The sequence below is a fragment of the Promicromonospora sp. NPDC110617 genome (genome assembly GCF_055598465.1).
This window is the reverse complement of sequence record NZ_JBVKBM010000002.1, coordinates 1,050,414-1,067,809: the sequence shown is the minus strand read 5'-3', so window position 1 is coordinate 1,067,809 and position 17,396 is coordinate 1,050,414. Positions and strand designations below refer to the sequence as shown.

28 protein-coding genes are annotated in these 17,396 nt (G+C 73.1%); 27 read left to right on the top strand and 1 reads right to left on the bottom strand.

Annotation, left to right across the window (positions count from 1 at the left end; all coding sequences use genetic code 11):
• Positions 1–55 precede the first annotated feature (55 nt).
• A complete protein-coding gene (locus ACZ7LE_RS15560; protein ID WP_470404153.1) occupies positions 56–439 on the bottom strand; it encodes a helix-turn-helix domain-containing protein in 384 nt (127 codons plus the stop codon).
• Positions 440–517: 78 nt separating this feature from the next.
• Between ACZ7LE_RS15560 and ACZ7LE_RS15555 the strand changes: the two genes are divergently transcribed.
• The 27 genes from ACZ7LE_RS15555 (at position 518) to ACZ7LE_RS15425 (ending at position 17,385) form a co-directional block, all read left to right on the top strand.
• The gene (locus tag ACZ7LE_RS15555; RefSeq protein WP_470404152.1) at positions 518–760 is read left to right on the top strand and encodes a helix-turn-helix domain-containing protein; all 243 of its coding nucleotides are present in this window, start codon (positions 518–520) and stop codon (positions 758–760) included.
• A gap of 53 nt (positions 761–813) precedes the next feature.
• Positions 814–1,038 (top strand): hypothetical protein, encoded by a 225-nt coding sequence (locus ACZ7LE_RS15550; protein WP_470404151.1) that lies wholly within the window; start codon positions 814–816, stop codon positions 1,036–1,038.
• 78 nt (positions 1,039–1,116) lie between these two features.
• On the top strand, positions 1,117–1,386 hold the full coding sequence (locus tag ACZ7LE_RS15545) for a hypothetical protein (RefSeq protein ID WP_470404150.1): 270 nt from the start codon (positions 1,117–1,119) through the stop codon (positions 1,384–1,386).
• Positions 1,383–2,894: a hypothetical protein gene (locus ACZ7LE_RS15540; protein ID WP_470404149.1), complete on the top strand. Its 1,512-nt coding sequence runs from the start codon at positions 1,383–1,385 to the stop codon at positions 2,892–2,894. Before ACZ7LE_RS15545 ends, ACZ7LE_RS15540 begins: the two co-directional genes overlap by 4 nt.
• Positions 2,895–3,003: 109 nt before the next feature.
• Positions 3,004–3,594, top strand: a complete 591-nt coding sequence (locus ACZ7LE_RS15535) for a hypothetical protein (RefSeq protein WP_470404148.1) — start codon at positions 3,004–3,006, stop codon at positions 3,592–3,594.
• Positions 3,591–4,010, top strand: coding sequence for a hypothetical protein (locus tag ACZ7LE_RS15530; RefSeq protein WP_470404147.1), 420 nt, complete (start codon positions 3,591–3,593; stop codon positions 4,008–4,010). The genes ACZ7LE_RS15535 and ACZ7LE_RS15530 overlap by 4 nt, the downstream gene beginning before the upstream one ends.
• Positions 4,011–4,143: 133 nt before the next feature.
• The gene (locus tag ACZ7LE_RS15525) at positions 4,144–4,503 is read left to right on the top strand and encodes a hypothetical protein (RefSeq protein WP_470404146.1); all 360 of its coding nucleotides are present in this window, start codon (positions 4,144–4,146) and stop codon (positions 4,501–4,503) included.
• Positions 4,500–4,979, top strand: coding sequence for a hypothetical protein (locus tag ACZ7LE_RS15520; protein WP_470404145.1), 480 nt, complete (start codon positions 4,500–4,502; stop codon positions 4,977–4,979). The genes ACZ7LE_RS15525 and ACZ7LE_RS15520 overlap by 4 nt, the downstream gene beginning before the upstream one ends.
• A gap of 50 nt (positions 4,980–5,029) precedes the next feature.
• A complete protein-coding gene (locus tag ACZ7LE_RS15515; RefSeq protein ID WP_470404144.1) occupies positions 5,030–5,764 on the top strand; it encodes a DNA-methyltransferase in 735 nt (244 codons plus the stop codon).
• On the top strand, positions 5,761–6,096 hold the full coding sequence (locus tag ACZ7LE_RS15510; RefSeq protein ID WP_470404143.1) for a hypothetical protein: 336 nt from the start codon (positions 5,761–5,763) through the stop codon (positions 6,094–6,096). The genes ACZ7LE_RS15515 and ACZ7LE_RS15510 overlap by 4 nt, the downstream gene beginning before the upstream one ends.
• Positions 6,093–6,266 (top strand): hypothetical protein, encoded by a 174-nt coding sequence (locus ACZ7LE_RS15505; RefSeq protein ID WP_470404142.1) that lies wholly within the window; start codon positions 6,093–6,095, stop codon positions 6,264–6,266. The genes ACZ7LE_RS15510 and ACZ7LE_RS15505 overlap by 4 nt, the downstream gene beginning before the upstream one ends.
• On the top strand, positions 6,259–6,786 hold the full coding sequence (locus tag ACZ7LE_RS15500) for a hypothetical protein (RefSeq protein WP_470404141.1): 528 nt from the start codon (positions 6,259–6,261) through the stop codon (positions 6,784–6,786). Before ACZ7LE_RS15505 ends, ACZ7LE_RS15500 begins: the two co-directional genes overlap by 8 nt.
• Positions 6,783–7,103 (top strand): hypothetical protein, encoded by a 321-nt coding sequence (locus ACZ7LE_RS15495; protein ID WP_470404140.1) that lies wholly within the window; start codon positions 6,783–6,785, stop codon positions 7,101–7,103. Before ACZ7LE_RS15500 ends, ACZ7LE_RS15495 begins: the two co-directional genes overlap by 4 nt.
• On the top strand, positions 7,096–7,602 hold the full coding sequence (locus tag ACZ7LE_RS15490) for a hypothetical protein (protein WP_470404139.1): 507 nt from the start codon (positions 7,096–7,098) through the stop codon (positions 7,600–7,602). Before ACZ7LE_RS15495 ends, ACZ7LE_RS15490 begins: the two co-directional genes overlap by 8 nt.
• Positions 7,599–7,739, top strand: coding sequence for a hypothetical protein (locus ACZ7LE_RS15485; protein ID WP_470404138.1), 141 nt, complete (start codon positions 7,599–7,601; stop codon positions 7,737–7,739). Before ACZ7LE_RS15490 ends, ACZ7LE_RS15485 begins: the two co-directional genes overlap by 4 nt.
• Positions 7,732–7,926: a hypothetical protein gene (locus ACZ7LE_RS15480; protein WP_470404137.1), complete on the top strand. Its 195-nt coding sequence runs from the start codon at positions 7,732–7,734 to the stop codon at positions 7,924–7,926. The genes ACZ7LE_RS15485 and ACZ7LE_RS15480 overlap by 8 nt, the downstream gene beginning before the upstream one ends.
• Positions 7,927–7,929: 3 nt before the next feature.
• Entirely contained in the window at positions 7,930–8,928 is a 999-nt protein-coding gene (locus tag ACZ7LE_RS15475) for a WDGH domain-containing protein (RefSeq protein WP_470404136.1), read from the top strand.
• Positions 8,929–9,019: 91 nt separating this feature from the next.
• Positions 9,020–10,345: an HNH endonuclease gene (locus ACZ7LE_RS15470; protein WP_470404135.1), complete on the top strand. Its 1,326-nt coding sequence runs from the start codon at positions 9,020–9,022 to the stop codon at positions 10,343–10,345.
• Positions 10,342–11,235 carry a hypothetical protein gene (locus ACZ7LE_RS15465; RefSeq protein ID WP_470404134.1) on the top strand — a complete coding sequence of 298 codons (894 nt, stop codon included), beginning with the start codon at positions 10,342–10,344 and terminating at the stop codon, positions 11,233–11,235. The genes ACZ7LE_RS15470 and ACZ7LE_RS15465 overlap by 4 nt, the downstream gene beginning before the upstream one ends.
• A 126-nt stretch (positions 11,236–11,361) precedes the next feature.
• Positions 11,362–11,679 carry an HNH endonuclease gene (locus tag ACZ7LE_RS15460; protein WP_470404133.1) on the top strand — a complete coding sequence of 106 codons (318 nt, stop codon included), beginning with the start codon at positions 11,362–11,364 and terminating at the stop codon, positions 11,677–11,679.
• A gap of 189 nt (positions 11,680–11,868) precedes the next feature.
• Positions 11,869–12,396: a bifunctional DNA primase/polymerase gene (locus tag ACZ7LE_RS15455; RefSeq protein WP_470404132.1), complete on the top strand. Its 528-nt coding sequence runs from the start codon at positions 11,869–11,871 to the stop codon at positions 12,394–12,396.
• A gap of 14 nt (positions 12,397–12,410) precedes the next feature.
• Positions 12,411–12,674, top strand: coding sequence for a hypothetical protein (locus ACZ7LE_RS15450; protein WP_470404131.1), 264 nt, complete (start codon positions 12,411–12,413; stop codon positions 12,672–12,674).
• A gap of 28 nt (positions 12,675–12,702) precedes the next feature.
• Positions 12,703–14,130 (top strand): terminase large subunit domain-containing protein, encoded by a 1,428-nt coding sequence (locus ACZ7LE_RS15445; protein ID WP_470404130.1) that lies wholly within the window; start codon positions 12,703–12,705, stop codon positions 14,128–14,130.
• A complete protein-coding gene (locus tag ACZ7LE_RS15440) occupies positions 14,127–15,728 on the top strand; it encodes a hypothetical protein (RefSeq protein ID WP_470404129.1) in 1,602 nt (533 codons plus the stop codon). Before ACZ7LE_RS15445 ends, ACZ7LE_RS15440 begins: the two co-directional genes overlap by 4 nt.
• Positions 15,729–15,731: 3 nt before the next feature.
• Positions 15,732–16,571: a VG15 protein gene (locus tag ACZ7LE_RS15435; protein ID WP_470404128.1), complete on the top strand. Its 840-nt coding sequence runs from the start codon at positions 15,732–15,734 to the stop codon at positions 16,569–16,571.
• A gap of 110 nt (positions 16,572–16,681) precedes the next feature.
• Positions 16,682–16,834, top strand: coding sequence for a hypothetical protein (locus ACZ7LE_RS15430; RefSeq protein WP_470404127.1), 153 nt, complete (start codon positions 16,682–16,684; stop codon positions 16,832–16,834).
• Positions 16,831–17,385, top strand: coding sequence for a hypothetical protein (locus tag ACZ7LE_RS15425; RefSeq protein ID WP_470404126.1), 555 nt, complete (start codon positions 16,831–16,833; stop codon positions 17,383–17,385). Before ACZ7LE_RS15430 ends, ACZ7LE_RS15425 begins: the two co-directional genes overlap by 4 nt.
• Positions 17,386–17,396: the final 11 nt, after the last annotated feature.

Genomic DNA, 17,396 nt, shown 5'->3' with positions numbered 1-17,396 from the left:
AAGTGCCCAGAGACGAGCTGCTGGGCAACGTGGTGCCTGCTACATCCAGCTCACGTCACCGGGAGCGTCCGCCCCGACGACGAACCGACTGTCCGTGGACGCGCGACGGGGCTGCATTCGTGTCCCCGGGCGCGAGCGATGTTGGATGCGGCGAACCGACGCCGGCACCCGAAGGTGTGCCGGGTGCGCCGGGTGCGGGTCGGGCGAGCGCGCGCATGCGGTCTTGGATGATCGTGACCAGCTCCATGCTGGTCAAGCCTCCTAGGTAGGCGATGGCGTCGATGAGGTCGGTGTCGGGCGGTCGGACGCCCGACACGTGCTCGGAGATCACGCTCTGGGACTTGCTGAGCAGTTTGGCGACGGCGGTCTGGGTGACCCCGCGCTCAACCCTCACGTCGTTCAGGTGGCGCGCGAACTCGCGCGAGAAGTCACTTGGCATGCCACGAGGGTATCGACTATTCGAGATCACCCGCTAGGTCACCTTGCGAGAGTATCGATAGTTCGATACGTTCGCGCCATGAAGCCGTTCGTCAGGAGCCGCGACGTCGTGGCCGAGCAGATCCAAGTGCGACTCAAGGTCGCGGGCCAGTCGCAGGCGTCCCTCGCCAGCTACATCGGCAGAACCCCAACGACCGTCTCGGAGAAGCTCGCCGGCAAGCGCCCGTTCAACACGGACGAGCTGGACCGGATCGCCGAGTTCCTCGGCGTCGAGGTCAAGGAGCTTTTCGCGCGCCGCACTATCGCCATTGTCGCGGCCTGACGTATCGAATAGTCGATACGTGTTCGCCCGCCTACGAAACCGAGAGGGGACCTGTGAGCACCGAGCTCAAGCCGGGTGACGTCGCCGCGCTGGCGCCGTCGGACAAGGCGATCGAGGACGCCGGCCGCCTCCTCTTCGAGGCCCGTCGGATCCGTGACTCCCTGCCCGTCGAGGAGGCTGCGCGCCGCGCGGTCCGCCCGGGCGGGAAGTCGTACGAGGAGCTCGTCGAGCTGATCCGCGCCCAGCGCGCGCACTGGCCCACCGAATCCGCTGCCTGACCGCAGACACAGCAAAGCCCCGGGTCACCCACCAAGACGTCCCGGGGCCCTACCGATCACTCAGAAGGAGTGTACGAGATGCACCAGTCGAAGACCGAGAGCCTGGCCGTGAGCACCACTGCTCGCGGCATGGCCAAGGACGCCCTGGCGGCTGCGACCGCCCGCGGCGCCGAGGGCGACGAGGCCGTCGCCGTCGCGCGCAAGACGGTGTGGCAGGAGCGGTGGCGCTCCGTCCTCGCCGGCGACGACACGATGGCGCAGGCCTGGCTCGACGCCCTGGCCTACCTCGGGGACAAGGGCGGCATCCGCGCCCTGGCCGACCGCGCCGCCGCGGCGGTGAAGGCATGAGCGCCGCCCTGGAGCCGGGCGAGATCCTCGGCTACGCGATCGCGGAGACCCGCGAGGAGTGGACCGTCGCGGGGGCGGACATCTGGTCGAGCGCCGACGTCGTCGACGGCACGCCCAGCGACCACACCCTGCACGACGGCGGGGCGCTGTTCGACGACGCCGCCGACGCCCAGGCGGCCGTCGACGAGTTGCGCACCCAGCACGCCGGCACCGGCCGCACGTACAAGGTCGTCGAGGTCCGCGTCCTGCCCGCCGAGCCGGAGCCCCTCGAGGTCACCGTGACTGACCAGCCGACCCTGTCGCAGTCCGTCTACACCTGTGACGAGCACATGCTCGTCATGATCTGCACGTCCGACGCGACGGACGAGGAGCACGAGGAGCACCTCGCCGCCGTCGAGGCGCACGAGGAGGAGCACCGCCGCGCCGACGAGCTGGCCGCCCAGGACCTGGCGCCGGCGACCGGCACGCCGGCGCTCGCGGCCCACCGGATGCTCGCCACGGCGGACGCCGCCACGGCGGAGCCGCGCGAGCTGCCCGAGCTGCCGCAGCGCACGCGCGGCGCCTCGTTCGCCACCTTCACGCCGGGCGACCACGTCCGCATCGTCCACGCCGACGGCTACGCCGAGGCCGAGAGCCTCGTCGGCCGCCCGGGCAAGGTGGTCGCCGTCGGGCCCCTGCCCGACCTGTACACGGTCGCCGTCGGCAGTGGCCTGCTCGTCCTGCACGCCGACGCCCTGACCCTGGACCTGGCCGCCGAGGGCGAGCAGGCCCTGGCGGCAGCCGCCGAGCCCGACGGCGCCGACGACGGCACGACCCCCTCGGCTCGCGCCGAGGTGCGCTGCCCGGAGTGCGCAGGCCTGAACGGCGCGCACGGATCGGTGCACGTCCGGTTCGAGCAGGGCGGCGGCGGGTGGAACCGCCCCTGCTCTCGCGCGGTCCCCAAGCCCCAGCAGACCCCCGCCGACGTCGTGGTCATCGACCGCGCCCCGATGGTCGTCGCTACGACGGCCCCGGTCGTGGTGCCGGACCGGCCTCGCCGCCGGCGGCTGATCCGCCGCGCCGCGACGCTGCTCGCGGTCGCCGTGGTCACGCTGTTCGTCGTCTTCGGCATCGTGGGGACGACGGCGCCGGCCGCCCCGTCCGTCGAGTTCGTGACCGTGACCCGCGAGGTCCCGGTCACGACCCCGACCGCGTGCCTGGCCGCCCTGGACGCGACCGACGCGGCCTGGGCCGACCAGGAGCAGCGCGACGCCGACGCCGACGAGCTGTCCTCCCTCGCGACGGTCACCCTGATCGACGCGATCGAGCAGAGCAGCAGCACCGGCGTCACCGCGGCGACCGAGGACATCGCGGACCTCAAGGCCGAGGTGTGGGCCGCGGATGGCCGGGTGCGCGAGCACCGCGGCGAGGCCGAGCTCGAAGCCGAGGAGTGCCGCGCGGCGTCCGAGCGGACGCTGCCGGCCTCCCGCGGCACGGTCGACCCGACGCCGGCCGGGGGTGCCCAGTGAGCGCCCGCCGGCACCACCCCGCGCGCCGGATGTCCGCGCTGGTCACGATCGCGAGCCTGCTGATCCTGGGCTACGTCGTCGTGGTGGGCTTCGCGATCGGGGGCTCCCTGTGAACGCCCTGCGCACCCTGCGCCGTCGCCACGGCGCGCCCAAGGCCCGGCACGCGAACCGCCCCGGCCAGCCGCGCATCGCGCTGCCCCCGTGGGTCGAGATCTCGGACGCCCCCGCCCGGCCGATGCCGTGGGACACCCGCGACCAGCCCGAACCGGTCCTGACCGGTGAGCAGCGCGACGCCCTGCACCGCCAGCTGCGGACCGACCTGCAGGCGAAGCTCATCGTCGCCGACGCCGACCTCGTGGCCGCCGCCGTGGCCGCACGGGCGGCCACCAACCCACGGGATCACATCGACCGCACGATGTGCCACGACTGCGGCGACTGGTACTGGACCGGCGACGAGCACACCTGCTCGACGCCGGCCCCGGCCCCGGGCGCGTCCCCGCACGACGTGCTCGCCGCGGCGCTGCCCGACCACGGCCTGGCGCGGCCGGAGCTGGGCGATGCCTTCGCCCAGGCGGCCGTGGCCACGAGCCGAGCCCGCGTGCGCGACCTCGACGCCGATGCCCGATCCCGCACCATCTCCGCCCGCATCGTCGGCCTGGCCCAGGCCTCCGACCTCGTCGCCCGCTGGAGGAAGAAGTGACCGAGCTGACGCTGCTGCACGAGCAGCTGCCGCCCGCCCTGCCGATCGGCGCGCCCGCGCCGTCCGCCCTGTTCCTCGAGGCGGCGATCGCCGACGGGCACTGGACGGTCGAGTCCCACACCGCGCCAGGCCTGACCTGGCGCGCCCCGCTGGAGCCCCGGCCGATCGTCCTGGGCCCCAGCGCCGACCACCCCGACCTGCGCCCGGCGCTCGCCCTCGACCTCGGGTCGTGGGTCGCCGGCCGCCGGCACGGGCTCGCCGTGGGGGAGGCCCGGACCGACCTGGACGAGGGCACGCTCTGGTACGCCCTCGCCCCGGACATGGCCACCGCGCACGAGCGCCTGGCCTTCCTGGTGGAGGCCGCCGCGCGGTGGGACCACGCCCTCGCCGAGTACGCGACGGAGCTGGCCTCGTGACGGCGTGCGACCGGTGCGGCGCCCCCGGGGCGGGCTCGCTGTGCGGGACGTGCCGCGACGAGCTCGCGCGCGCTTCGCTCGACGCGATCGCCCGCGACGCCGCCGCCCGCGCCCGAGACGGCGGGGGTGCCTCGTGACGCGCCAGATGGCCCTGTCCCGGTCCCCGTTCGAGACCCAGGCGTGCAAGGACGGGTGCGGCGAGCAGGTGCGCCTGGTGCGCCTGGTGCGCGATGTGCCGACCAAGGGCGAACCGACGTACGTCCCGCTCGTGGTGGGCTACCCGACCTACCACGGCGGCGTCGCGCCGTCACACGCGCTGTCCGCCGGCCGGAAGACCGTCCGGGCGCTGCGCCGCGGCGAGCGGCCGGACCCGACCGAGCACCCCGCGCTGATCCATCACGCGGTGTGCGCGGCGACCCGGCCGGCGCCGTCACCCGTCTACTCCATCGCCGTCGACGACGTCGACGAGCCGGACGACGGCGGTGACTGGTGACGGCGCCCGGCCGGGTGACGGCGCAGCGGATCCTCGACGAGATGGTGCGCCTCGGGTTCGCCGAGGGGTACACCGCCGCGCTGTACGCCCGCCGTCGCGCCGCGCGTGACGCCGTGCTCGCGCTGCTCGCGGGTGACGTCACCACCGCGACCGACCTCGCGCACGCGCACGAGCTGCTCGACGCGACCGCCGAGGCCGCGTACGCCGCCGGTGGTGACGGCCAGCGCGCCGTCACCACCACGACGGGTGACGCCGCGCCCGCCGCCGTCACCACCGACCGGGGTGACGCCGCGTCCGACGCCGTCACCCCGGCGGTGACGCGCGCGTGCGCGCACTGCGGCAAGCCGTTCCTGCCGACGTCACCGACGCAGGAGTACTGCAAGCCGTCACACCGCAACCTCGCCTACCGCGCCCGCATGCGCGAGCGCGAACGAGCGGCGTCACCACCCGGCGTCGACGACGCCGGCGGCGGCTGAGCGCCGTCACCAGAACCACCTGCAACACCAGCACCACGAAGGGGGCCCGCATGATCACGAACCACGAGCGCGAAGAGGCACGAGGCGTCACACCGGCGCCGTACTACCAGGACGACCAGGTGACGCTGTACCACGGCAACTGCCTGGAGGTGACGGCGTGGCTCACGGCCGACGTCCTGATCACCGACCCGCCCTACGGCCTCGACGCGCACCTGTCCCACGCGGCTCGCACCGACGCGACGCCCGAGCGCCGGCGCGCGATCGCCAAGCCGGACTGGGACAAGGACCTGGTCGTGCGCGACGCCGCGCTCGAGGCGTGGGCCCGCAGCGGGCACGGCGGCGACCGGCCCTACGCGATCTTCGGATCCCCCGCCCGGATCGACGCCGCCCCGCGGTTCCGTGAGTTCCCGCTCATCTGGGACAAGGGCAGCGTCGGCATGGGCGACACCCGGTTCCCCTGGGGCCGCGGGTACGAGCTGATCTACATCGCCGGCGGCGGCTGGAACGGCAAGCGCGAGTCCCCGATCCTGCGCGCCGTCCACTCCTCCTCCGCGCCGAACCGCATCGGGCACCCCACCCCCAAGCCGCTGCAGCTCATGGAGTCCCTGATCTCCAAGGCCCCCGCCGGCGTCATCGCGGACCCGTTCACCGGGTCCGGCTCCACCCTCGTCGCCGCCAAGGCGCTCGGCCGCCGCGCGATCGGCATCGAGCTCGACGAGAAGTACTGCGAGATCGCCGCCCGGCGCCTCGCCCAGGACGTACTCGACCTCGAAGGACTGGCATGACCACCACGACCCACGACCCGCGCGTCGACGACATGACCGAGACGGCACTGCGCGCCGGCGTCGAGCAGCTCGCCCGCGCCCTGCGCTGGAACCTCCAGCACGGCACCTGGCGCTCGCCGATGCTCGTCCTGCACCGCCCGGGCCGGCCCGGCCAGACCATCTGGCGCGCCCTGCTCCCGGCGGACGGCGAGCTGTCGCCCGCCCAGCAGAAGTGGATCGCGGCCCTGACGAAGGCCTCCGGCGACGTCGGCGTCTGGCGGCCGGCCGACCTCCTCGACGGCACCATCCGCACCCAGCTCATGAAGCAGCCCACGAAGGAGCCCAAGGCATGACCGCCCGATCCCACAGCCGCCAGCGACAGCGCGACGAGCGCCGCGAGGCCGCCCGTCGCCGCCGCGCCGCGGAACGCCGCGGCTACAACCCGAGGCCGGCGCGCGACGTCGACGAGCTCGAGGCCGCCCGCGCCGAGAACGAGACCAGGAAGGGGTACGGCCGTGGCTGACCTGGTAAGCCCGCAGGAGATCGAGACGCTCGTCGGCGCCCGGCGGGAGGACGTGCGACACCTCGGCCGCGCGGTGTCGAGCACCGACACGATCTACGTCCTGCACTCGCGCCAGTGCCGCGACCTGTTCGAGGACCTCCGCGACTGCCCGTTCTCCGCCGCCCTGGACGGCGGCACCGACCTCACGCGCTGGCACGACGCGATCGACCGGCCCGTCGTCCTGGAGATCGCCGCCGGCGGCCTCGTCCCGTCCCGCCAGGAGGCATGGGTGGTGCAGGACAACAAGTACGGGCGGCCGATCGGCCGGCGCGGCGGGTACGACACCAAGCGCGAGGCGCGGCAGGCCTTCCCGTCCTACTCCCGCTACACGGTCTCGCCCGCCGTGCGCCCGGTCGAGCCCGCCGAGACCCTCGACTGGGGCTCGGCCGACCCCGCGCTGCTGGTCATCCTCCTCGGCGCGCTGTGCGCCGTCGGCCTGGTCGCCGGCGTGCTCGCCCTGGTCGACGGGCTCCTGTCATGACCGAGCCGAAGAACGAAGCCCCGGCCGGTCCGACCCGGCGCGATCGCGCCGTCGCCGCGTTCGTGTCCCGCACGAAGCACTACGACCTCGTGGCGTACCGGGTGATCCTCGAGGAGGGCCTGGACGCCGCGCTGGACGTGCTGCTCGACGTCGACGAGCTCGCGCGTGCCGCCGACCCGGAGGCCTTCGAGCCCTTCGAGCCCAAGAGCGAGCGGCACGCCCGCCTGCGCGGCTTCCAGATGGCAGCACGCCAGCTCCTCGCCCGCGAGCACGCCGAGCGGATCCGCGCACACCTGCTCGAGGCGCGCCGTGGTTAGCCGCCTGCGGGTGTACGAGGTCACCGAGGCGTACCGCGTCGTCGGCTCGGCCCAGGTCGAGGCGTTCTCCGCCCGCGAGGCGGCGCAGCTGGTCCGCGACGGCAAGGTCGAGTTGACGTTCGCCGAAGCGGACGGCGCCGGCGCACCACGGGCCCGGCTGCTGCCCGACGTGAAGCCGTCCGGGCAGCAGTGCACGCCCCGCCAGTGGGCGCTGCTGGCCGACCTCAACAGGTCGAAGGCGCCCCGGTCGTGGGTCGTCGCGCACCGCACCACCCACGGGGCGGCCGTCATCGTCGTGCAGACCATTCTCGGCCCGCGGTGGAGCTCCGGCGTGTCCTACCCGGTCACGATCACCCCGCTCGTCGACGCCGGCCTGGTCGAGCTCGGCAACCTCGAGGAGATCCCCGGCTGGGGCGCCAAGGGCTACCACGGCCGCGGACGCCCCATCGCCCTCACCGAGACCGGCGAGGCGCTCGCGGCTACCGGGGGCGCCCGGTGAGCCACCTGACCCCGTTCCGTCGCTGGCGCATCCGTCGCCGGATCGCCCGCAAGGCCCGCGCCGCCGGCTTCGAGCTGCAGCGGTGGCAGCTCGACGTGCTCGTCGACTACATGACGCTGCGGGCCACCAGTGACTGACACCGCGACGGACGAGGCACCCGCGACCGCGGTCCGGCTCTGGTGCCACCAGTGCAAGACCCACGTGCCCATCCGCCCCTCGCGCGTCACGCGCGGGCAGCGCCGGCCGACCGTCTTCCACGTCACCCCGGACGCCTGGGACGCGCACCGGGCCACCCACACCGCCCCGACCACCAAGGAGACCTGACCGATGACCGCGAACGCCCACCGCCCCCCGTGCACCGACGGCGACCACTGCGGCGAAGCCTCGGCCTGCCCGCCCCCGACGCCGACGAGCCCGGCCGAGGACACCCCCAGTGGGCAGGAGCCGGTGAAGCTGGCCACCGGCGGGCCGATCACCACCAAGGGGCTGTACCTCGTGGGCGAGCACCCGACGGGGTGCGTCATCCCCACCGGCGCCGGCGTGCCTCGCCGTGAGGTCGACGCCGCCGGCGACCGGGGGAGCGGCGTCGGGCTCGGGGAGGCGATCCGGGCGATCATCCCCACCGCGTACCTGGCTGACGACGGGTACTTCGGCGTCACCGCGGTCGAGGTGCGGGACCTCGCCGACCGGGCTGACGCGCTGGAGGCATCGCACGGCAAGCTCGTGAAGGCCCTCAAGCGCGTGGGCAAGCAGCTCCGCGACGCGCGCGACAACCCCCGCGACGAGCACCACACGATGGCCGAGCTCTACGAGTACCGGATGCTCTACAACGCCCACGCGGCCGAGGGCTGGGCGCAGCAGGGCAAGGCCGTGAAGTCCTGGCGGCACAGCGACGGCGAAGAGTGCTTCGGTGGTGGATGGTTCATCGTCGTCGTCGACCTGCACCCGCACGGCCAGGTCTCCAACCACTACCCCGCCGCCGACTGGGACCTGTTCCACGTCCCCGAGGTCGACCGCGCACCCGACTGGGACGGGCACACGCCCGCCGAAGCGGCCCGACGGCTGCGTGCGGCGCTCGCGGCCCCCGCCGTCGAGCCCAAAGCGTGGCCGTTCAAGCCGGGCGACGTCCTAGACGCCGCCGAGGTCCCGGTCACGAAGTGGCTGGCGTGCGCGCCGGTCGACACCGTCATCGCTGACCGGTTCGGCGAGCGGCACACGAAGCGCGCCATGCACCACCCCTGGGCCTCTGGCGGCGTCACGCGCCCCTCGGTCTACCTGGCCGGCGCAGGCCCCCTGACCGTCGTCAGCGTGCCCGAGGAGGCCTGATCACCCATGGCGCTCGCCGACCGGTCGAGACCCGCGCGCGGACCGCCGCGCGCCACCGATACCTGCCCTACCACGCAAGGAGCTACCGTTCGTGCCGTTCTTTCAGGTGGATGACCAGCTGCCGGTCAACCCCAAGACGAGGAAGCTCGTCGCCCGCACTCTCGCCGGGGACCTTCGAGGTCTGGCCGCGCTGGGACTGTGGACGGAGGCGGGTTCCTCGACTCAGGCGTCGTTGACCGATGGCCTGCTGTCGCTGCCTGACCTGGTCGCGGTCGCGTACCACGTGCCCACCATCGAGGAGCTCGCCGGCCTGCTGGTCGACGCTGGGTTCTGGCATGGCCCCGGGCACACGTGCGAGATCTGCCCAGCAGTGCCTGCCGGGCACTGGCGGTTTCACGACTGGTTCCAGATGCGGTACGACCCGGGCGAGATCCACAAGCTCAACCGCCGCAAGCGGGCCGAGCTGGCCAAGCCGGAGCTCGTCAACGCGGTCTGGGCGCGCGACGCGCTCCCGGGCACGCACAAGAAGGGCGCCGAGCACGCGGCCTGCCGCTACTGCGGCAAGACCGTGAAGAGGAAGGACACGCGCTCACCGGAGCCGGATCGCGGGACGATCGATCACGTCGACCCGATGAAGGCTCAGGGTGTGCGCAACCTCGTGGTGGCCTGCAAGGGCTGCAACGGGAGCAAGGGGAAGCGGACTCCGGCCCAGGCCGGCATGACGCTGCGCCCGGCGCCACGCGCGACCGAGCTCGACCCGCTCACGCCCGCTGAGGCGACGTCGGACGCTGGGACCACGGTCTCGCCCGACGTCGCCCCGGTGGCCGCTGTGAGCACCGCTGTCTCGCCCGTGGTGGGCCCGGCTGCTGAGACCACTGTCTCGCCCGAGCCCGCACCGGACGCTGAGGCTGACCTGTGGTCGAATAGTTCGCGAATAGTTGGCGCCCCGGAATTAACCGTCCCGGACCAGGCGCAGCGCCCGCCGACCAGACCAGAGACGGACCAGCTGGAAACCGACTGGTCTTCCAGCCCCCAGAAGTCTCCTCGCGCGCGTGTCACGCGCGGGGCAGGGTCAGGGGGAGGGTCTTCTCCTGGGTTAGTCCTGGGACAGGGGGAGGGTTCCTCGCCGTCACCTGGATCTCCATCTGCCCGCCGGCGGAAGCGTCGACGGGGCAAGGGAGGCCGCAAGACCACGACCCCCGCTCCCAACCCGGCACCCGAACCTGCGCCCGCGCCTGCCCCGACCTGGGATGCCGGCGACGTCGAGGTGGTGCCCGAGGTGGACCGGTTCGGTTCCCCCTGGCACGGGTGGCGTGGCCCGGCATCCCCGCTGGGCGACGAGCACCTGTGCAGCCGGCACGGGCTCCCAGAGCCGTGCCGCAAGTGCAACGACGAGATGAGGGAGGCCCTCGCATGAAGCTGTCCAAGTGCCAGGTGACGCCGCGCTGCGACCAGATGGTGCCGCCCGGGATGGTGGTGTGCGGCCGGCACGCCGACGAGCTCGCGCTCGAGCTGCTCGGCACCGGCTCGCTGGCCGACGCCCTCGAGGACGCCACGATCAAGGCGCAACACTTCTCGTCGTCGACGCCGGCTCCCGGCAACCCCGACGAGTCGCCCGTCCCGTTCAACTCCCGGGCCAGCAGCGCCCGCACCGAGCTGATCGACCGCCTCCGGGAGGCCGCCGACCACATCGCCACCGAGCGCGGGCTGTTCCGTCCGCTGGACACCCCGAAGGCGCTCGGCCACTGGCTGGCCGCCCAGGTGCCCTGGATGCGCGCGCAGTACGACGGCGCCGAGATGGTCGACCACCTGTTTGCCGTGCTGCACACCGCGGCGATCACGGTCGACCGGCCACCGGACCGGCTCTACCTCGGCCGGTGCGTCGGCACCGTGCAGCTCGAGGACGGCCGGCAGCAGCCGTGCACCGAGGAGCTGTACTCCGTGGCCACGCGGCCCGAGTTCACGTGCCGGCGGTGCGGATGGATCTACACGATCGCCGAGCGTCGCGCCCGCCTGCTCGGCCTCGCGGCCGGCCTCCAGCTGGGCGCCACCGACTGCGCCCGAGCGCTGGTCGGACTGGGCCTGGACGTCACGCCGTCGCGCGTGCGCGAGTACAAGTCCCGCGGCCTGATCGAGCCCGTGCACGACGGCGCCGGCAACGAGCTGCGCGTCAACGGGCACCCCGTCTACCGGGTCGCCGAGGTCCTGGCCGTGGTCGAGCGCATCGCCCGGGGCCGGGGGCAGGACACCACCGACGTCGACCGGCTGCGCACGATCACCGCAGCCCCGCAGGAGCGCGCCACGTAGCGTGTCGCTCGATCGTGTCGGTCGTCTGCGCTAATGTGTGTCACGGTCGCAAGAAGTGGCGGAAGGCCCGATCACCCCTCACGGTGTCGGGCCTTCGTCGTCCACCACCGAACGGAGGTGGGCACGATGGCGACGTCGCGCACCGGCACCGCGAACTGGAAGCGCGTGCAGCGCACGGTGATCGCCGAAGCACTGCACAACGGCATCACCACCTGCCCGCTGTGCTCGTTGCCGCTGCACTACGTGCCGCGCAGCCTGGAGAACTACAACCCGCGCCGCGCCGAGGTCGACCACATCGTCCCCGTCGAGGACGGCGGCCAGGACGCCGTCGAGAACGCCCGCGTGATCTGCGCCGACTGCAACAAGCGCCGGCGCTCGCGGCGCCGCAACCGAGCCAACCTGCCCGACGGCTGGCCCGAGCCGCTGCACTCCAACATCTGGTGAGACCCGGGGGAGGCACCCCTCCCACCCCCAAGGGGGTCGCTGCCCGGGGTATTGCGCGATCTATCCACGAATTTTTTCCACGAGCGTTTCCGCAGGTCAGAGCGTTGCGCCGCAACGGCGTCTACCCGCGCGCCAACCTCACCCGAACATAACCCCAGGTCACAGACCCGTAGCCGTTACACTTGAGATATGAGGTCATGCGGCAGGTGCGGCGGCAAGATCGACGCGCTCATGCGCGCCGACGCCGAGTACTGCACCACGCGCTGCCGCGTCGCCGCGCACCGTGCCCGCGTCCGCGCGCAGCTGCCCGCGCAGCTCACCGACACCGCCCGCTGGGTGCGCGCCGACGGCAAGCGGCCCATCACGACCGCCGGCACGCCGGCGTCCTCGACGGACCCGTCGACCTGGTGCACGTTCACCGCCGCACGGCGCTCGCGGGCCGGCGACGGCATGGGCGTCATGCTCGGCGCCGGCCTGGGCTGCTACGACCTGGACGGCGTCACCGACGCGCAGGCCGCGGCGTTCCTGGCGACCGTGACCGAGCCCGTGCTGTACGTCGAGCGCAGCGTGTCGGGCCGCGGCGTGCACGTGTTCATCGAGGCGCCCGAGGTGCGCGGCTGGCGCCGCACGCTGCAGCTGGACGGCGAGCCGATCAAGGTCGAGCGGTACACGCGCGAGCGGTTCATCCGCACGACCCAGGAGCGCCTGACGATCTGAGCGGGGGTGTGCACATGCCCTCCGAGCAGAGCGTGCCCAACGCCGTGCAGAACGCCGTGAAGAACGGCGACCGCCGCGCGGTCCTGGTCGCCATGCGCGACGTCGTCGCCGCGGCGATCGACTCCGAGAAGACCTCACCGCGCGACCTCGCGTCCCTGACCCGCCGGCTGATGGACATCGCCCGAGAGATCGAGGCGATCGACGCGGAGGAGCGGGAGGCCGGCGATGACAGCGACCTCGACCCGGAGGAGGAGTTCGACCCGGACGAGGACCTCTGACGCTCGGCGCGGCCGGCACCCGCAGCGGGTGCGGCTGCGCGACGTCGCGCGGCACGTGTGCGCCCCGCAGGGGATCCGCACCACGTACTGGCCGACCGTGCGGTCCAAGTGCAAGCAGCTGGGCCTCACGTTCGACGAGTGGCAGGACGACGTCGGCAAGCTCGCGCTGGCCAAGCGCGCCGACGGCAGCTACGCGGCCGGCATCGGCGGCGTCGTGCTCAGCATCCCGCGTCAGACGGGCAAGACGTTCCTGATCGCCGCGATCGTGTTCGCGCTGTGCCTGCTCAACAAGGACCTGACCGTCCTGTGGACAGCGCACCGCATGAAGACCGCCGAGGAGACCTTCGGCAAGCTGCAGGCCTTCGCCCGCCGCAAGAAGATCGCGCCGCACGTCACCAAGGTGACCACCGGCTCCGGCGACGAGGTCGTCTACTTCAAGAACGGCTCGCGCATCCTGTTCGGCGCTCGCGAGCGCGGGTTCGGCCGCGGCTTCGACGACGTCGACATCGAGATCTTCGACGAGGCGCAGATCCTGACCGAGGCCGCCGTCGAGGACATGGTGCCGGCGACGAACGTCGCCAAGAATCCGCTGCTGTTCTTCATCGGCACCCCGCCGCGCCCGAAGGACCCCGGCGAGGTGTTCCGCGGCAAGCGCCGCGACGCGATCGCCGGCGACGAGGACACCGTGTACGTGGAGTTCTCCGCGGACCCGGACGCGAACGAGGACGACCGCAAGCAGTGGGCCAAGGCCAACCCCAGCTACCCCTCGCGCACCAACGAGGCGTCCGTGCTGCGGATGAAGAAGAACATGAACATCCCCGGATCGTTCCGGCGTGAGGCGCTGGGGATATGGGACGACGACGCGCTGCGGTCCAAGATCCACCCGAAGCGGTGGGCCAAGGGCAACGTCAACACCCCGCCGGCCGAGGGCGTCGACTCCTACGGCGTGAAGTTCTCCCCGGACGGCTCCACCGTGGCGCTGTCCGCGTGCCGCAAGGCCGACGACGGCACCCTGCACGTGGAGTGCATCGCCCGCCGGCCGACGTCGGACGGCACCGCGTGGCTGGTCGCCTGGCTCGCGCCGCGGCGCCGCAAGGCCGCGCAGATCGTGATCGACGGCAAGTCCGGGCAGGCCGACCTGGTCACCGAGCTGATCGCGAGGCGTGTCGCGAGCAAGGTCATCATCACCCCGACCACGGACCAGGTGATCGCCGCCCACACGATGCTCCTGGAGGGCGTCAAGCGCGGCACGATCACCCACCTGGACGACCCGGTCCTGAACGACTCGGTCGAGCGGTCCGGCGAACGCCTGATCGGCAAGGCCGGCGGCTGGGGCCTGGTCGGGATCAACGGCGGTGACCCCACCGCGGTCGAGTCGGCCGCGTTCGCCACCTGGGCAGCACGGACGAGCAAGCGACAGCCGGGCAGACGAACGAGAGGGCGGGTGATGGCATGAGGGCTACGACGTTCACCACCACGCCGAACGTGGACGGTCTCGACGACGCCGACCAGGACGTCCTGGCCGGCCTGGTCAAGAAGATCAACCGCAAGACCCAGCGCAACCGGCTGCGCACGATGTACGCCGACAGCAAGCAGGCGCTGCGCGACTTCGGCATCGCCCTGCCGCCGGCGTTCCGCGACGTCGAGGCGGTCATCGGCTGGCCCATGAAGGCCGTCAACTCCCTCTCGCGCCGCACCATCCTGCAGGGCTTCACCGCCACCGCGGCCGACCCCGACGAGCTCGGGCTGACGGACCTGTGGGACGACAACCACATGGCGTCCAAGGCGCCCCAGGCGCACACCAGCGCCCTGATCCACTCCTGCGCGTTCGGGTTCGTCACCAACGGCGACACCCAGGCCGGCCAGCCCGAGGCCCTGATCACCACGCGCGACGCGACCGACGCGACCGGCACCTGGGACCGGTACACCGAGTCCCTGTCCACCGCGCTGGAGATCGTCGCCCGCGACAGCTTCGGCCGGCCCGTCTCGATGGTGCTCCACTTCCCCAACCGGTACGTGATCATCGAGTGGGACGGGCGCCGCTGGCGCGCCTTCGAACGCCGCCACCGGTTCGGCATGCTCGCCGAGCTGCTGCCCTACCAGCCCGACCTCGGCCGCCCCTTCGGGCGCTCGCGGATCTCCCGCGCCGTCATGTACTACACGGACTCCGGGGTGCGCACGATGCTGCGCACCGAGATCGGCGCCGAGTTCTACAACGCCCCGCAGCGGTACGCCCTGGGCGCCGACGACGACGCGTTCACCGACGACAACGGCGACCCGATCCCCGCGTGGGTCGTGATGCTCGGCCGGATGCTGACGATGTCCCGCGACGAGGAGGGCAACCTCCCGCAGGTGGGCCAGTTCGCCCAGCAGTCCATGGAGCCGAACGTCGCCCAGCTGCGCTCGATCGCGATGATGTTCGCCGGCGAGGTGAACATCCCGGTCGGCTCGCTCGGCATCGTCCAGGACAACCCCGAGTCGGCCCAGGCGATCACCGCCAGGTACGAAGAGCTCGGCATCGACATCGAGCACTGGGAGCGCACCACCCTGGGCCCGGCGTGGAAGCGGATCGTGCGCCGCGCCCTGGCGCTGCTGGACGACTCGCCCGCCGCGCTCGAGGCGCACAAGACGATCCAGGCCCAGTGGGGCTCCTGGTCGACGCCGTCGGAGGCGACCCAGGCCCAGGCGTCCCTGGCCCGGGTGCAGGCCGTGCCGGCGCTCGCGACGACCGAGGTCGAGCTCGAGCGCATGGGGTACACCCGCGACCAGATCGCCCGCATCCAGTCCGACTGGCGTCGCCAGCAGGGCGGGTCGCTGATCGCGTCCCTGGCCGCCAGCGCGGTGCCCGCGCCGGCCGCCGAGCCGGAGGACCCGAATGCCGAGGCGAACGCGCTCAAGGCCCGGTTCGACGCCCTCGGCGTCGCCGTCCGTGCCGGCGTCGACCCCGACGATGCAGCTGCTCGCCTCGGCCTGGCCGGCGTGAAGTTCACCGGCGCCGTCCCGGTCTCCCTGCGGCTGCCCGAGGCGGCGGCCGGCGCGCTCGAGGACGCCTGACCCGTGGCGACGCTGCCCCAGATCGCGGAGTTCGCCGGCGCGAACCAGACGATCGTGGACCGCGTGAACGCGGACCTGGCCACGTTCTGGGCCACCCTCCCGCTGAGCCGGCCCGAGACCGCCCGGGACGCGCTGCTGGAGTTCCTGCCCATCCTGGTCACCCAGTACGGGCAGCTCGCCGCGGCCGTCGCCGCGGAGTGGTTCGAGGACCTGCGCGACGAGGCCGCGTCGACCGGCATGTTCGTCGCCGTCGGCGCGGTCGCGGCGTACCGCGCCGTGGCCGTCGACCCGGCCGTCTCCGTGCCGGCCGTGGCGATCGAGCAGACCGTGCGGTGGGCGGCCGGCGGCCTGTTCCCGACACCGGACGGCACCCCGCGCGCACCGAACATGCCGGCCACCCCCGCCGAGACACTGCGCTCGCTGCGCGGCTCGCTGCAGCGCCAGGTGCTGCAGCCCGGCCGGGACACGATCACGCGGAACACCTCCCGCGACCGGGCGGCCAGCGGCTGGGCCCGGTTCGTCCGTGCCGGCGCGTGCAAGTTCTGCCGCATGCTCTCGGGCCGCGGCGGCGTGTACACGGAGATCTCCGCGGCGTTCGACGCGCACGACGGCGAGTGCCGGTGCGTGGTCGCCCCGACCTGGGACCCGGACGCCCCGAAGATCGACGTCGCTGCCGCCTACATCGCCTCGACCCGGACCCAGGCCCTGCGCATGCAGGCCGAGCGGGGCGACGCCGGCGCCGCGGCCAAGCTCGCGGAGTACCGGGCGCGGCTGGCGAACTACCTCGAGGAGCTGCCCGAGGACGCCGGCGTCACGTACGACGACCCGGACGACCAGGACTGATCTTCCCGCCCAGGGCCGCACGGCCGACGGCGGGCGCACCACCACCACATCCACCACCACCGCGGGGCCCGCACGGGCTGCCGTGGCGATCCCGCACGGGAGGACAACCGATGAGCACCCCTGACCTGTCCACGGCGCAATACCTCGGCAGATACCGCAAGGAGCTGACCGAGGAGGGCGTGCCCGAGGCACTGGCCGACGACCTGGTCCGCCAGGCCGGCCTGACCCTCGTCACCGAGCAGGGACTGGAGGTCAAGGCGTGACCGACGCACCCGCCGCCCCCACGCCCGCCCCGGCGCCCACACCTGCCCCCACGCCGGCACCGCCGGCCACTCCCGCCCCGCCCGCACCCGCGGCGCCGGCGGCCCCTGCACAGGAGCCGACCGACTGGGTCGCCGAGGCCCGCAAGTGGGAGGCACGCGCCAAGGAGAACAAGACCGCCGCCGACGAGCTCGCGCAGCTCAAGGCCGCGCAGATGACCGACGCTCAGAAGGCCGCCGCACGGCTGGCCGAGCTCGAGGCCGAGAACCAGGCCTTCAAGTCCAAGGAGCAGGTCGAGGCCTGGAAGACCACGGTCGCCGAGGCGACCGGCGTCCCGGCCGCGGCGCTCAAGGGATCCACGCTCGAGGAGATCCAGGCGCACGCCGACCTCCTCAAGCCGCTCATCGCCGCACCCGCGGACCCGCCGCCGCCCGTCGACGACGGCAAGCCGCACGTGCCCTACCGGGAGCTGTCCAAGCCGCTGGCCGACGCCCCCAAGCCGACCTCGGGCATGGGCACCCTGCGGGCCGCCTACGCCAACTCCCAGAAGTAAGGAGGGCCCAC